This window comes from Mesorhizobium xinjiangense, from assembly GCF_009749525.1.
GTDB lineage: Bacteria > Pseudomonadota > Alphaproteobacteria > Rhizobiales > Rhizobiaceae > Mangrovimarina > Mangrovimarina xinjiangensis.
In genome coordinates this window covers 1-14206 of record NZ_WOAC01000033.1, presented here as the reverse complement: position 1 = coordinate 14206, position 14206 = coordinate 1, and the positions used below count along the sequence as shown (strand labels likewise).

General features: G+C 61.7%; 16 protein-coding genes and 1 riboswitch. Of the genes, 7 read left to right on the top strand and 9 right to left on the bottom strand.

The features are described 5' to 3' along the window. The first annotated feature begins 14 nt into the window (after positions 1–14). From GM909_RS23780 to GM909_RS23765, 4 genes are all read left to right on the top strand, one after another. On the top strand, positions 15–1217 hold the full coding sequence (locus GM909_RS23780; protein WP_157019884.1) for a Gfo/Idh/MocA family protein: 1203 nt from the start codon (positions 15–17) through the stop codon (positions 1215–1217). A 141-nt stretch (positions 1218–1358) separates the two neighbouring features. Then, positions 1359–2210, top strand: a complete 852-nt coding sequence (locus GM909_RS23775) for a sugar phosphate isomerase/epimerase family protein (protein WP_157019882.1) — start codon at positions 1359–1361, stop codon at positions 2208–2210. Positions 2211–2397: 187 nt separating this feature from the next. Continuing rightward, positions 2398–2739, top strand: coding sequence for an ArsR/SmtB family transcription factor (locus tag GM909_RS23770; RefSeq protein WP_157019880.1), 342 nt, complete (start codon positions 2398–2400; stop codon positions 2737–2739). Then, positions 2736–3662, top strand: coding sequence for an SRPBCC family protein (locus tag GM909_RS23765; protein ID WP_157019878.1), 927 nt, complete (start codon positions 2736–2738; stop codon positions 3660–3662). Before GM909_RS23770 ends, GM909_RS23765 begins: the two co-directional genes overlap by 4 nt. Before the next feature lie 445 nt (positions 3663–4107). On the opposite strand, the gene GM909_RS23760 is transcribed toward GM909_RS23765, so the two are convergent. Next, positions 4108–5232, bottom strand: coding sequence for an acetolactate synthase large subunit (locus tag GM909_RS23760; protein WP_157019876.1), 1125 nt, complete (start codon positions 5230–5232; stop codon positions 4108–4110). 166 nt (positions 5233–5398) lie between these two features. On the opposite strand from GM909_RS23760, the gene GM909_RS26335 reads away from it, so the two are divergent. The 3 genes from GM909_RS26335 to GM909_RS23750 all read left to right on the top strand — a co-directional run bounded on the left by GM909_RS26335 (position 5399) and on the right by GM909_RS23750 (position 7078). After that, positions 5399–5521, top strand: coding sequence for a hypothetical protein (locus GM909_RS26335; RefSeq protein ID WP_268890791.1), 123 nt, complete (start codon positions 5399–5401; stop codon positions 5519–5521). Between the two features lie 147 nt (positions 5522–5668). Beyond that, the gene (locus GM909_RS23755) at positions 5669–5968 is read left to right on the top strand and encodes an AtzH-like domain-containing protein (protein WP_157019874.1); all 300 of its coding nucleotides are present in this window, start codon (positions 5669–5671) and stop codon (positions 5966–5968) included. A gap of 81 nt (positions 5969–6049) precedes the next feature. Further along, positions 6050–7078 (top strand): LacI family DNA-binding transcriptional regulator, encoded by a 1029-nt coding sequence (locus tag GM909_RS23750; RefSeq protein ID WP_157019872.1) that lies wholly within the window; start codon positions 6050–6052, stop codon positions 7076–7078. 588 nt (positions 7079–7666) lie between these two features. On the opposite strand, the gene GM909_RS23745 is transcribed toward GM909_RS23750, so the two are convergent. The 8 genes from GM909_RS23745 to GM909_RS23715 form a co-directional block, all read right to left on the bottom strand. After that, complete coding sequence (locus GM909_RS23745; protein WP_157019870.1) at positions 7667–8494, bottom strand: ABC transporter ATP-binding protein; 828 nt, start codon at positions 8492–8494, stop codon at positions 7667–7669. Beyond that, positions 8491–9519 carry a FecCD family ABC transporter permease gene (locus GM909_RS23740; protein ID WP_157019868.1) on the bottom strand — a complete coding sequence of 343 codons (1029 nt, stop codon included), beginning with the start codon at positions 9517–9519 and terminating at the stop codon, positions 8491–8493. The genes GM909_RS23745 and GM909_RS23740 overlap by 4 nt, the downstream gene beginning before the upstream one ends. Then, complete coding sequence (locus GM909_RS23735) at positions 9516–10526, bottom strand: ABC transporter substrate-binding protein (RefSeq protein ID WP_157019938.1); 1011 nt, start codon at positions 10524–10526, stop codon at positions 9516–9518. The genes GM909_RS23740 and GM909_RS23735 overlap by 4 nt, the downstream gene beginning before the upstream one ends. Before the next feature lie 89 nt (positions 10527–10615). After that, positions 10616–10804, bottom strand: coding sequence for a hypothetical protein (locus GM909_RS25880; RefSeq protein ID WP_198174382.1), 189 nt, complete (start codon positions 10802–10804; stop codon positions 10616–10618). 115 nt (positions 10805–10919) lie between these two features. Continuing rightward, a riboswitch (cobalamin riboswitch) is annotated at positions 10920–11124 on the bottom strand. A gap of 423 nt (positions 11125–11547) precedes the next feature. Then, positions 11548–11901 (bottom strand): cyclophilin-like fold protein, encoded by a 354-nt coding sequence (locus tag GM909_RS23730; protein WP_235912047.1) that lies wholly within the window; start codon positions 11899–11901, stop codon positions 11548–11550. Positions 11902–12033: 132 nt separating this feature from the next. After that, positions 12034–13125, bottom strand: a complete 1092-nt coding sequence (locus GM909_RS23725; protein WP_157019864.1) for an alpha/beta hydrolase — start codon at positions 13123–13125, stop codon at positions 12034–12036. A gap of 96 nt (positions 13126–13221) precedes the next feature. After that, complete coding sequence (locus tag GM909_RS23720) at positions 13222–13749, bottom strand: cyclophilin-like fold protein (protein WP_157019862.1); 528 nt, start codon at positions 13747–13749, stop codon at positions 13222–13224. A gap of 74 nt (positions 13750–13823) precedes the next feature. Continuing rightward, positions 13824–14102 carry a lipocalin-like domain-containing protein gene (locus GM909_RS23715; protein ID WP_268890790.1) on the bottom strand — a complete coding sequence of 93 codons (279 nt, stop codon included), beginning with the start codon at positions 14100–14102 and terminating at the stop codon, positions 13824–13826. Between the last annotated feature and the right edge of the window lie 104 nt (positions 14103–14206).

Genomic DNA, 14206 nt, shown 5'->3' with positions numbered 1-14206 from the left:
TCGGGAGGATAAACATGGTCAGCGCATCGAAATCTGAGGCCGCCGAGAGTCCGATCCGTCTCGGCATGGTGGGAGGCGGGCAGGGCGCCTTCATCGGCGCGGTGCATCGCATCGCCTCGCGCATCGACGGCGAATTCCAGCTCGTGGCCGGTGCGCTGAGTTCCGATCCGAAGCGGGCGCAGGCCTCGGCCCGCGAACTCGGCATCGACCCCGAGCGGTCCTATGACAGCTTCGCGGCGATGGCTGAGGCGGAGGCAAGGCGTGACGACGGGATCGAGGCGGTCGCGATCGTGACGCCCAACCATGTGCATTTCCCCGCCGCGAAGGCCTTCCTTGAAGCGGGCATCCACGTCATCTGCGACAAGCCGCTGACATCCACGCTGGCCGACGCGAAGAAACTCGCCGCGCTAGTGAAGGAAAGCGGCAGTCTGTTCGTGCTGACCCACAACTATACCGGTTATCCGATGGTGCGCCAGGCGCGCGAGATGGTGGCCAACGGCACGCTCGGCACGATCCGGCTCCTTCATGTCGAATATCCGCAGGACTGGCTGACAACCGATCTGGAAAGGACCGGCCAGAAGCAGGCGTCCTGGCGCACGGATCCCGTCCAGTCGGGTGCGGGTGGGGCGACGGGCGACATCGGCACACACGCCTACAATCTCGCCCGCTTCGTCTCCGGGCTCGAGCTCGACACATTGTCGGCCGACCTCGACGCCTTCGTCGAGGGCCGCCGCGTCGACGACAACGCCCATATCATGCTGCGCTTCAAGGCCCAGGAGAGTGAGGACGGCAGGGCCCGGCCAGCCAAGGGCATGATCTGGGCCTCCCAGGTGGCGCCGGGCAACGAGAACGCGCTGAAGCTCAGGATCTATGGCGACAAGGGCGGGTTGGAATGGGAACAGGAGCATCCCAACCACCTCTGGTTTGCGCCCTTTGGCGAGGAAAAGCGCCTGATCACCAGGAACGGCGCCGGTGCGCTCGACGCAGCCAGCCGCGTCAGCCGCATTCCGGCGGGCCACCCCGAGGGCTATCTCGAAGGCTTCGCCAACATCTATTCGGAAGCCGCCCGCGCCATCCGTGCCGCCCGGCAGGGTGCCAGGCCTGACGCGGCCGTCACCTATCCCACCGTCACGGACGGCCTCGAGGGCGTTGCGTTCGTCGATGCATGCGTGCGCTCGGCGAAGGCCAATGCCAAATGGGTGTCGCTCGATATCTAGCGCGCGTTTGCTTCAAACGGAAACGTTTGAAGCAAAGATATGCGCGCCAGATCAATATGTTGGAGCATGTACCTTTCGCTCAAACGATTCCGTTTGAGCGGGACATGTTCTAGCCACGCGGCAAGACGCCGGGAGGGACGCATGAAGATCGGAATGTGCATGTTCTTGTGGACCACGCATGTGACGCGTGACCATGAGGCGCTGCTGCGCGACATCCGGGCGACCGGGTTTGACGGGGTCGAGATCCCGATCTTTGAGGGCAGCCCGGAGCACTATGCCGACCTCGGCCGTCTGCTCGACGAGATTGGACTGGAGCGGACGGCGGTCGCGGCGATGGGCGATCCGGCGATGAACCTGATCTCGGCCGAAGCCTCGCAGCGCAGCGCCGGCATCGAGCACATGAAATGGGTGATCGACTGCACGGCGGCGCTTGGCGCGGACACGGTGAGCGGACCGCTTCATTCCACGCTCGGTCAATTCAGCGGCGAGGGGCCGAGTGCTGCGGAATGGCAGCGAGCGGTCGAGACGCAAAGGGCGATCGGGGCTTACTCGGCCGAAAAGGGCGTGACGGTCGGGCTGGAGGCGCTCAACCGCTTCGAGTGCTATCTCGTCAATACGATGGATGACCTGTCGCGGCTCGTCGACGATGTGGGCTATCCCAGCATCAGGGCGATGTACGACACCTTCCATGCCAACATCGAGGAGACTGACCCCGTCGGCGCCTTCACCCGCAACCTGCGCAACATCGTTCATGTTCACATCTCTGAAAATGATCGCGGTGTGCCGGGGCGCGGCAATATTCCGTGGGCCGAGACGTTCGCTGCGATCCGCAGGAGCGGCTATGACGGCTGGCTGACGATCGAGGCGTTCGGCCGCGGCCTGCCCGACCTCGCCGCGGCAACTAAGGTGTGGCGCGACTTCGCCGAAAGTCCGCAGATGGTTTATCGCGAGGGCTACAAACACATAGCAGAGCATTTGGACTTGGCCCGGTGATGATACGTATTAGTGGGCATGTCCCGGTGATGGTGTAAGAGCCGAACTTCGGAGACAATGCTCTCAGGGAACCCAGCAACAGAAGCCGACTACTCCGTAGGCTCGGCGCGTTTGGGTCGGCAAAAAACTTAGCGACTTAACGAAGTTTTTGCTTGCGCTATCGGCAAATCGAGCGATAGTTAGCCATATGGCTAAGCATGATGCTGATCTTTCGCTGCTCTTCCACGCCTTGGCCGACCCGACCCGTCGGTCGATCCTGACTCGGCTCGCCGAAACGCCCGCGCGGGTGACGGATCTGGCTGGGCCCACGGGACTGCGGTTGCCTACGGTGATGCGGCACCTTTCCGTGCTGGAGGAGGCAGGGTTGATCACCACATCCAAGGACGGGCGGATACGCACCTGCGCCATCGTGCCCGAGGCTCTGAACCCGGTGTGGACATGGCTCGATGAACAGCGGGCCATTTGGGAAGCCCGGCTCGATCGGTTGGACGCATTTGTGATGAATGTGATGAAGGAAAGCGAAGAATGACACGGAACCCGGATTCAAGCAGCACGGCCCGCACGGCGCTAGATGACAGGAAGGACCGTTTTGCGACGCTGACCTTCGAGCGGGACGTGGCCGCGCCGTTATCGGTGCTGTGGCAGGCTTGGACGGCCCCGGCCGCGCGGGCGGTCTGGGCCGCGCCCACGCCCTCAGTCACCGTGGAGTTTCTGGAGGCCGCCACCAGGGTGGGCGGACGCGAGGTCTCGCTCTGCAAGGTCAAGGGCCAGCCAGATATCCGCTGCGAGGTTGGCTGGCTGGAGTTGCAGCCGGCGCTGCGCAGTGTGAACTACGAGGTGATCTCGTCCAAAGGCGTGACGCAATCGGCCGCGCTGGTGACGGCGGATTTCTCAGGCGCGGACGAGCGCAGCCGGCTGGCCGTGACGGTGCAGCTTTCGTCGCTGGCCGAGAATATGGAGGCGGGATACCGGCAAGGCTTTGGGGCGGGGCTGGACAATCTTGCGGGCGCGGCTGAGCGGACCATGGTGCTGGAGCGCGTGATACAGGCGCCGCGAACCCTGGTCTGGGGTGCGTGGATGAACCCCGAGACGTTGCCGCAATGGTGGGGACCGGACGGGTTCTCCTGTCGGACGCAAAGGATCGACCTGCGCGCGGGCGGCGAATGGGTCTTCGACATGATTGCGCCGGATGGCACGGTCTTCCCGAACCACCATCGTTATGGCGAGGTCCGGGCCGAGGAAAGTATCGGCTACACGCTTCTTTGGGGCGAGAATGGGCCGAAACATGCCGATGCCTGGGCCTCGTTCGAGGATCACGACGGGGCGACGAAGGTTACGCTGGGCATGATCTTCAGCACGGCTGCCGAGTTCCAGGAGGCGAAAGGCTTCGGCGCCGTGGAACTGGGTCTGCAAACGCTGGGCAAACTGGAACGCTTCGTCAAGTCCCGCTGACATGCTGCGACTTCCCGTCGGCTTGAATCAGGGCTTGTGGACGAGGTCCTCATCCATGGCGCGTCCGTCCTCATCGGCGACGGCATCCGCCTCTTCGCTCACAAGGGCGTGGAGCCGGTCAGGCTGGACAAGACCGAGGTCTGGGAAGCGGTCAGATCACCAACATGCGCTTCCGCTTCGCGCGATAGGCCGAGAATTCACGAAGGGATACGCGAAGAGGAGGATTCCATGAGGATGCCTCGGGCTGCCAGCTATCGCTGCACCAATCAATCGATAACTTTACGGTGCCCCGGCGCCGCATCTTCATGGAATTCTCCCTCCCCGAACGCCGAGATCATCATTGGAAATTCCAACTCAGAACGGTCTGGGAGGCATGTCAATTGTCCTCGAGCTCAACCTGACTAACTGAGGTAAGGGCGGGATGAAGATCGGGAAAGGACCGTTTTCAGGTCATGACGGCTTCGATCAGGAACGGGCCCTTGCGCGACAGTCCGGCGTCGAGAAGTCTCGAAAATTCCTCCACCGTCGTGGCGCGTCCGGCCTCCACGCCCATGCCGGCCGCCATCTTGCACCAGTCGAGGTTCGGACGATCGAGGTCGAGCATGCGGCGCGCGTTCACGCCGAAATCATTGACGCCGACATTGCGCATCTCGCCTTGCAGGATTGCATAGGCGCGGTTGGAATAGACAACAGTCAGCACGTCGAGGTTCTCGCGCGCCTGCGTCCACAGGCCTTGCACCGTGTACATGCCGCTGCCGTCGGCTTGCATGGCGACGATCTTGCGATCGGGACAGGCGATGCCGGCGCCGACAGCAAGCGGAATGCCTTCTCCGATCGAACCGCCGGTCAACGGAATATGATCGTGCGGATGAAGGCCTGGAGCAAGCGCGGCGAGTTTGCCGCCCGACGTAATGGATTCTTCGCAGATGATTGCGTTTTCGGGCAGGCGGCGCGCCACCGCGAGCGCGATCGTCTCGGCATTCAGCGCACCCGTCGGATCGGCGATCTCGTGCTGCATGAAGCGGTTCGGCACGAACGGCGCATTGGGCGCGATGCCCAGTTCGTCGGCAAGACCGGCCAGGCTCGCCGCCAGATCGTGCTCGTGGCCGGCCATTTCGATCACATCGCAGGCCGGATCCAGAATGGTGCTCGGCTTGCCAGGATAGGCGAAGAAGGCGACGGGCTGCCTGCCTCCGATGCAGATCGCGACCTCGAACTCCTTCATCGTCGAGACCGCAAGGTCGACATTGTAGGGAACCGGACGCGCCGCGACGCGGCCGGCGCCGCGCTGGGTGCGATCCGATGTTTGTGAGAAGAGCGCCGCGCCGGTGGCGGCCGCAATGCGTCCTGCCGTCGCCAGAGCGTCGGCGCGCAGCGCCTTGCCCGCCAGAATGAGGACGGCGCTTTTGCCGCTCTTCAACGCCTTTGCCGCTTCGACCACCCATCGACGACCCTGGTTGCGGCGCTGTTCCCCTCTCCATTCTCGTTTTGCTGCGGTGCTGTCTTGCGACGCACAACGGCAGAGTTTTCTGCGGACCCGGTCGTTCCAGCCGCAGGCGGTCCTTGGCATGTCGGACCTTTCGGCCCGCTCCTCGCACCGCGGCAATCCTTATAAAATAGGAATATTGCTGGTATAGTTGCTTATCAATTGCAATTTGCAAATAAATGCTGCTGTGCACAATCGCAAGGCAAATGACGAATGAGACGCCAGTGCGCTCCCCGACACGACTTTCTCGGTGCCGGGACGTGGCGAACTGGCGGTGGCCGAGGGGCGTGACGCCGCAGGCGCGGATGCGTCCGCACGGGCCCGTTTCGACCAGGCGTTGCTGGCCAGGCTGGAGCTGCTCTTTGCCATCTAAGCCTGCCGGGGCCTGTTGTCATCACCCCAACAGAGTTGCTCACGGCGTGGTCGAGCGTGGACAACATCGGCCCGTCATGCCGCCGATTGGAAAAGCCGCTGCTGATATCGACGGCTGCGAGCCCCTTTTGGATGAAAATTGCCCCTCATGGTGGCGCTGGACGCGATGTTCCTGTCCTCCGACAAGACCGTGCACTATGGGGTGGCCGAGGTGCAATACGGAATCGCGGAGATCAGGCGCTTCCGGGCAGCACAGCAGCCCTTCGACCGCAGCCTGTCGCGTACCCTCATCACGACCTACGGCAAGGACGTGGCGATCGCCTCCACCCTGTTTCACCGGGATGACTTTCCCGGACATGTCAGCCGCCAGATGCAGACATGTGTGAAGACTTCCGACGGCTGGAAGGTTGCCGCCGCGCATGTCAGTATGATGGCAAGTCACGCCTAACAGCCTCGCAACGCGCAACGCCGGCGCTCCTGATTGACGTACCTCACCAAATCGCCATATACGGCCTTCGGGAGGAGCTCGATGGCGAGACCAACAGTAAATGACGTAGCCAGGGCCGCCGGAGTCAGCCTGGCAACCGTCGATCGGGTTCTCAATGCGCGTGCGGGCGTACGGGAAAAGACCGTAGAGCGTGTCAATGCTGCGATCGAGCAGATTGGTTATGTCCGTGATGTCACGGCCGCCAACCTTGCCCGGCAGCGTCTCTATCAAATGGTCTTTGTGCTGCCGGACGCGCCGGCCCTGTTTGTCGATACGCTGCGCGATGCAATCGCCGAAGCAACATCGAGTTCGCTCGCCGACAGGACGGAAGTGCGGATCATCACCTTCCCGAACGGCAATCCACACGCCCTGGTCAAATCGCTACGCGCGCTCAACGCCGACGATACCGACGGCGTTGCGATCTTCGCGCCGGAAACGCCGCATGTGCGCGATGCGATCGCCAGGCTGAAATCCGATGGCGTTCCGATTGTCGCGCTGGTGTCGGACCTCCCCAATACCGAGCGCGATCATTTTGTCGGCATCGACAACATTGCCGCGGGACGCACGGCCGGATTTCTGATGGGGAAATTCCTCGGAAAAACAGGCGGTTCGGTGATGGTTCTGGTGAGCTCCATGCAAGCCAGGGACAATGTGGAGAGGCGCCTCGGCTTCGACCAAGTGATGGCGGAATCCTTTCGGCAGATCGAAGTGCTGCCTTCGATCGAGACCCATGACGACGAGGGTGCCACCGAGCGCCTCGTCACCGAAATGCTGAGAAACAGGCCTGACATTGCCGGCATCTATTCGGTGGGGCATGGCAGCCGCGCGCTCGTCGACGTGCTGCGCGACCACGAACGCCGGGAGAGCATGACGCTCATCGCGCACGAACTGACCAAGATCACGCGGGAGGCTCTGCGCGACAATCTGATGGACGCCGTGGTCAGCCAGGATGTCGGTCACATCGTTCGCAGCGCGCTGCGCGTCTTGCGCGCCAAAAGCGACGGGCGCGACATCGTCCATTCGCAGGAACGCATCCGCATCGAAATCGTGGTCCGCGAAAACCTGATCTGATCGCGCTGTCGCGCCAGCCTCTGGAAATCCGTGTGACGCATCCGCTGCGCGCGCCGCGCGCGAGGGCAGTTCATATATGCGATTGACATGAGGTACGTACCTCATTTAGTCTCAGGCTCGTAAACGTTATGTTTGCGCCAACAGGAACAAGCGAGCCCGATCCCTATGAACCCACTGCGGACGCCCTGATCGAGGCATGTGGTGGTGATCCGAGGGAGGCGGTCATAGCCCTGCTTGGCGAACGGGACTATCTTGCGGGCCGGATTGAAATCCTGGAGGCGAGCCTCAGTTTTGGGTACATCCGTGCGAGGCTGGCGACCGTCGGTCGGCTATAAATCAATTGGGTCAAGGATGTCTGGCCTGTCATTCCGCGGCGACCCGACATCACGCCTGATCGGCCACATCCTCATCCGGTCAACCGGGAACGGCTCCGCACAGCTACGTTGAAGGTAGGGGCGAGGGCAATAGAACGGTACCACTCCCAACCAACCCTTTCCTTCAATTACCTTTTTCATTCCTGGCGCGAATCCGTTCACCCGGATTTTGCAACCGGGTTGGAAGCTTTCGGTCACAACCGACTGAAACTACTTACTTCTTTTTGGAAAAGGCACTTGGTTGGACGTTACATCGCGATGCCGAGGGGCGGGTTGTATCGATTGGCCGCAGAAAACGGATGGAGAAACCACTGTCTCTTTCATGTTGCACTTCGACGATGACGCCGAAAACCTCGCGAATAAGGTTGGCTGTCAAAACGTCATGTGGGCTGCCAAGTGCCACGATCCTGCCCGATTTCATGACGGCGATCCGATCGCAAAACATCGCCGCGTGGTTGAGATCGTGAAGAGCTGCCACGACTGTGAGGTTCAGTTCCCTTACGAGGTGGAGCAGCCCGATCTGATGACCGATGTCGAGATGGTTGGTGGGTTCATCCAGCAGAAGAGTCTCCGGCTCCTGCGCCAGGGCACGGGCAATATGCAGGCGCTGGCGCTCACCCCCGGATAGCGTGTGCCATCTTCTTTCCCCGAAAGCAGCCATGCTGACCTCGCGCATGGCCCGGTCGACGATCTCGTCATCCTCGCGGTTCCAGGGCGCGAGAGGCCCCAGATAGGGCGTACGGCCGAGTTCGACAGCTTGACGGGCAGTGATGCGTTCGGTCGTCTCCGCCTGCTGTTCCACGAAGGCGATGCGTCGCGCGATTTCCTGACGGCGGAATTGATGGATCGGTGTTCCTGCCAAGTACACTTCGCCGACACGCGGTCGCCTTATTCCGGACAGGAGCGACAAGAGACTGCTCTTTCCTGAGCCGTTGGGACCGATGATGCCCAGGAATTCACCCGGAACCACCTCAATCGATACGCCGTGAAGAATGTCCACTCCGCCTGCCGACCAGGAAACTTCGATTGCGGAGATGCTCATGCGGCCGCCCTGCGCTGGCTGAGGATCAGGGCGAAGGCCGGAGCTCCGAACAGTGCCGTGATCACACCGATCGGAAGGACCTGCCCCGGAATGATGACACGTGAAAGAATGTCGGCAGCAATCATGAATACCGCACCGATCAGGGCTGAAACCGGAAGAAGCAGGCTATGGCGCACGCCAACAAACATCCGCGCCGCATGAGGAATAACCAGGCCGACAAAGCCGATGGAGCCGACGATGCTGACCATGGCTGCAGTCATCATGGCTGAGGCGCAAATCAGCACGGCATAGACGCGCCTCACCGGGATTCCGAGCGATGCCGCCGAATCCGCTCCGAAGGCGAAGGCATCGAGTGCACGTGCGTGCCATAGACAGACACCGAGACCGATGACGGCGACTGGCAGCGCAAGCGTGACATCCGCCCAACGCACGCCGGAAAGATTGCCGAGCAGCCAGAACATGATGCCGCGTGCCTGTTCGGCGCTGGCTGCCTTGGTCACGATAAACGACGTGAGGGCATTGAAGAGCTGAGAGCCTGCCACCCCGGCCAGTATGATCGCGCCAGTACCCCGTCCGGCTCGCATGGCAAGCAGGCTGACGAGCCCGAATGCAACCAGAGAGCCAGCGAAGGCACCGACTGGCAGCGTCAACGCGCCTGCCCCTAAGCCAAGAATGGCGACGCCCACCGCTCCGGTGGAAGCGCCAGCCGAGATGCCAAGGATGTAGGGATCGGCAAGGGGGTTGCGCAGCAGTGACTGCAGTACGACGCCGGAAACCGCAAGCGCTGCCCCGCAACATGCAGCAACCACTGCGCGGCTCAGGCGGTAATTCCACACGATTCCCTCGTCGATCGGATCCAGCGCATAATCGGTGCCCAAAATGCGGTTTGCGACGGTCTTGGCGACTACTTCCATGGGAATGGCGGTTTCGCCGCTCGCCGCCCCGAGCCAGAGCGCAAACAGCAGGAGGGCGAGCGCGGCAAGAATGCTGCCGGCCCGCCAGGGCAGGGGAGCTGATCGAGTCATTTTCCGAGGCCGAAACTTTCAACGGCGTCGGCGAGAGCCTCGATGCCGTCAATGGTACGAATCGTCGGATTCATCGTCTGGGCGTCCATGACGACGATGTGGTTCGCTTGGACGGCTGGCATCAGTTTCGTGACCGGATCGGATTTCAGGAACCGGAGCTTGTATTCAAGGTCATCAGCCGGATAACGGCGGCGCTCCATCTCTCCAGCCACGATGATGGTAGGGGCAGCCTTCGCAATGGTTTCCCAGCCGACGGTGGGCCATTCTTCGTTGCTCTCTATGATGTTATCGATGCCCAACACTGACATGATATATCCAGGCGCTCCGTTCCGACCCGCAACATAGGGATCGGTGCCTTCCGCAGGGCTGGAAAACCAGAACACGGCGGAAACCTTGTCATTCGTCGACGCTATCTTTTCCCTGGCGGCATCCTCGCGTGTCTTCAACTCGGCGATCAACTTCTCACCGCGATCCTGCACGTTGAATATTCGTGCGAGTTCCGCGATCTCCCGATAAATCAGTTCTATGGTGAAAACAGTGTGGCGGATGCCGTCTCCGCCGACGCTGTTGTCCTTCCCAAGGCAATCGGAGGGGGAGGTATAGACAGGGATTCCCAGCTCCTCGAACTGCTCGGACGTTGCGATAACGCCCTCCGGCCCGACCTGAGACTGGAACTGGGTGGTCACCACGTCCGGTTTCGTGGAGACTACACTTTCGAAGCTCGGGTCGTTGTCGGCCAGGCGGGGGACAGCGGCATTGGCCTCCTCGTAACCTTCCAGTACCGGACCAAGCCACAGGGCCGTGCCTACGACCTTGTCGGCCAGGCCAAGCAGATAAAGAATTTCCGTCGAGCTCTGACCGATTGAAACGGTTCGTTCCGGAGCGTGAGTGAATGTGATTTCCCTGCCGCAGTTCTCAAACGTCAAGGGATAGTGCGTTTCCGCGGCGTATGTGTTCGCAGGTGAAACGGCGACAAGCGTGGCAACCGCGGAAGCGCTGACGAACATACGGAAGGCGTTGTTGAGCAAGTTTCTGATCCATTTGTGAGAGAGCCCTGCCGACCGGCAGGTCAGGAAATGCTCAGGGCGGGCTTGAGCTATCGATGTGATCTTTTCGTATGGCGATGATCGGCATTCGGCGCGAATTCAATCGCGCAGATGCGATTGTAATGTAATAACATCACGCTGCTGAATTGCAACTCTAACCCGATAAAGAGCGCGCCGGGATTATCTCCAAAAAAGACCCCGGCGGTTGCTGGACGTAATTCTTCGGTGGTGGAAGGCATCGGCGTCAAACCCCTTGATCTGGGGCAGGGGCCGAGCGGATGCATGGATCAGGTCAGAACGGGAGTCCGTTGACGTACGCACCAAGCGATCCACCGGGACACCCCGCCCGAGGACGTTTCTTCACTGGTCACGGCAGGTCTCCTGGCTTGCGGGTCTTCACCTTCGATCCGGCCTTCCCGGGAAAATCCCAGTGACACTGATGGATCGTGGCTCACCGCTCACAGTTGCGGGGGCAGCTCCGGCATCGCCGCATGGCTCACCGGATTCCCTCTTCGCTTTCGAACTTGCGAATCGAAAGACCGTAACAGCCAAACTGTAGGTGCCTCATTGAAGAATGCGCAAGGGCAGATCGGCTCTGTGCGGTGTTTTGAAATTCGAAAGCAGGAGATTATTGGGCGTACACGCTGGCACGCGGCTTCTACGGCAGGTATGCTTCTCCACCGATGACGATTATCTCCTCTTCGCTGAGGGAGCGATGCCAGTGCGAGTAAAGTGTCTGGCGGCCTCTGGGCAGTCGCACGTCATTTCGTAGCAGGCGATGTATCTCCCGGTCTGGCCCATTGCGATTCCTGTGGACATGCTGAGGGCGAGGGTAAGCGGTGCGATAAGCTTCATCAGGTATCCTTTGTGTGGTGAGCGTTCTGCCGGCAGGCCGAAGACGTTCGACCGGCACCGGGGATTGAACGGCGGGCCGCCGTTCGGACCGCGGCGCAATCGTGGGGCGGTCAGCGCCGCCGCAGGTTCATTCGAGGCGGGTCAGTTCGACAGTGACGTTGCCAGGCCGATCGAAGATCGACACGTCGCCCGTGATCTGCCCGAGGATGATGATGCCTGGGGCCGGGACGCTGCCGGAGTTGTAGTAGATCACGAAGTGATTGGAGCTCCACAAACCGAGCGTGCCCACCCCGAAGTCGCGCTGTCGCGGCAGTTCGGGCAGGTCAGACGGCAGGTAGCCTGTCTTTTCCTGCCGAAGATGATCGCGCATCTCGATGGTAAGCGGCAGCATCTCCAGCAACGCATCGGCGGCGCTGTTATCCGCAAGCGTGGCGGTCACCTCGCCCCAGTCGGACGAAATACGAATCTGTTCCTGTGCCATGGCAGCTCCTGACAATCCGAGGGCGAGGCAGGCGGCGCCCAATGTTGATTTCCACATGCGACGTTCCTCCGTTCAGTGGATTTTTTGGCGGGCATGGGACCCGCGCTCGCGCGCAGGCCCGTCCCGCATTGCTCACGCCGCGAGATGCTCGCCGAAGAAATCGGCCAGCCGGTCGAAGGGGATCACGTCCATCTGATCATACAGATCGACGTGGCCGGCGCCGTCGATGATCATCAGCTCCTTCGGCTCGGCCGCGGCCGCGAAGGCGTCCTCGCCGAGGTAACGCGAATGCGCCTCGGAACCGGCGATCAGCAGCATGGGGCGAGGCGAGATTTCCGCGATGTAGGTCAGCAGCGGCATGTTCATGAAGGACAGCGGATTGGTGACGGTCCAGCCGCCGTTCGAGTTGACCGAGTGCGGGTGATAGCCCCGATCCGTCTTGTAGTAGGAGTGGTACATGCGGATGACCGGGTCATCGATGCCGTCGAGGCTGTCCGGCAGACCGCCGGCCATTGCCGGGGCGCCGGTCTCGGCATCCGTCCAGCGCTGCCGGCTCATCTGCGCGAGGGCCTCGGCCCGCTGCTCGTCCGTCAGGCTGTCATAGTAGCCCCGCGCCATGACGCGCGACATGTCGTACATGCTGGTCGTCGCCACGGCCTTGACGCGCTTGTCGGCGGCCACGGCGTTCAACGCCATACCGCCGAAGCCGCAGATGCCGATGACGCCGATCCGCTCGCGGTCCACCGCGTCGTGCAGGCCGAGGTAATCGACGGCGGCCATGAAGTCCTCGGTGTTGATGTCGGGCGAGGCGACGTCGCGCACCTCGCCGCCGCTCTCACCGACAAAGGACGGGTCGAAGGCCAGCGTGATGAAGCCACGCTCGGCCATGGTCTGAGCATAGAGACCGGCCGACTGTTCCTTGACGGCGCCGAACGGCCCGGCGACAGCCAGGGCCGGCAGGGCGGCTTCGCCGCTGTCGGCCGGCATGTAGAGGTCGCCGGTGAGCGTGATGCCGTAGCGGTTCGTGAAGGTGACCTTTTCGTGAGCCACATTCTCGCTGCGGGGGAACGTCTTGTCCCATTCGCCGCTGGCCTGCGCCCGAGCGGGCGCGGCACCCATCGAGACAAGCCCGGCGGCGGCGAGACCTGCCCCGGTGATCATCAGCAGGGTCCGGCGGCCGGCGTTAGGCAGATCGTTGAGTGTGTGAGTTGTTTCTTCGGTCATGTCATTTTCTCCTTCAAGCGATTGATTTCATTTGGTGGTATTGGGACACGCAGCATGTCGAGGTGCACCGGGAGTTCTCCGCGCCTCTGCCCGGTCCTATTCTTCTGCGACTTCAATGGTGACCGGGAACAGGCCGGTCTGACGCGCGAACACTTCCGGATCGCCGTCGAAAGTGCCCAGCGAGACAACTCCGGGCCAGTAGGAGGCGAGCTGCCCGTAATAGAAACCCAAATTGCCGTTCGGCACATAATGCGCGATCTCGCCGGTTCCCGGCTGGCCGCCAAGCTCGGTGCCCTCGGCAGGCAGGGGTGGCTCGATCTCATGAACTTTCGTCGGAAAATCGTCCGTGCCGATGCCGTGATCTGTAAAATCAACCGTCATCGGCAAGCGGTCTGCCAGGTGCCGGGCCATCACGGTCGAATTGAGCCGTCCGGTCATGACCGTATCGCCTACCGTGATCGTGATCGCGGTTTCACCTTGAGTCACCGGAGCTGCTGCGGTCGTCTGGGCAAAGGCCGTCGTGGTGGCAGCAACGGAGCCAAGTGTGAGAAGTACCGCCGTCAGGGAAAATCGCGCTGCGGATCTCGGCGAAGACATTGGAGCGAGGGAGCTTGGCTGTGTCATGTGCGTTCCTTTGAGTCAGTTATTACGTCTTGCATGGCGCCTCATCCGGGTGCCGCCGGCGCCCTGCTGGCGAGTTACTGGCGGTGGTAGGTGACGCGCCAACCTTCGGAGGCGTCGACCGGAGTGATGACGAGCTGGTCGTCGGTTACATCGAAGTTGCGGACGAGGGACTGGCCTTCGAGCGCGCGTACGAGCGAAGAGGCAACGGTGATGGTGAACGTGCCCGCTTCATCGTCGACAACGACGGGGCCGTAATAGGCTTCGTAGCCGTTCATGGTGTACGTCGTGTCTTCAGCATCAGGATTAGCGTTCTTCGCCTGCACAGACAGGGTGCCGCCTTCTGTGAAGATCACCTGTCCCGAATATGGTACAGAGGTGGACCCGTCTGATGAGACAGTTTGGCGGCTTGGCTAAGGTGGATCGGGTTCGTTTTACGCCGCCAGTCGCTCCGTCGTTT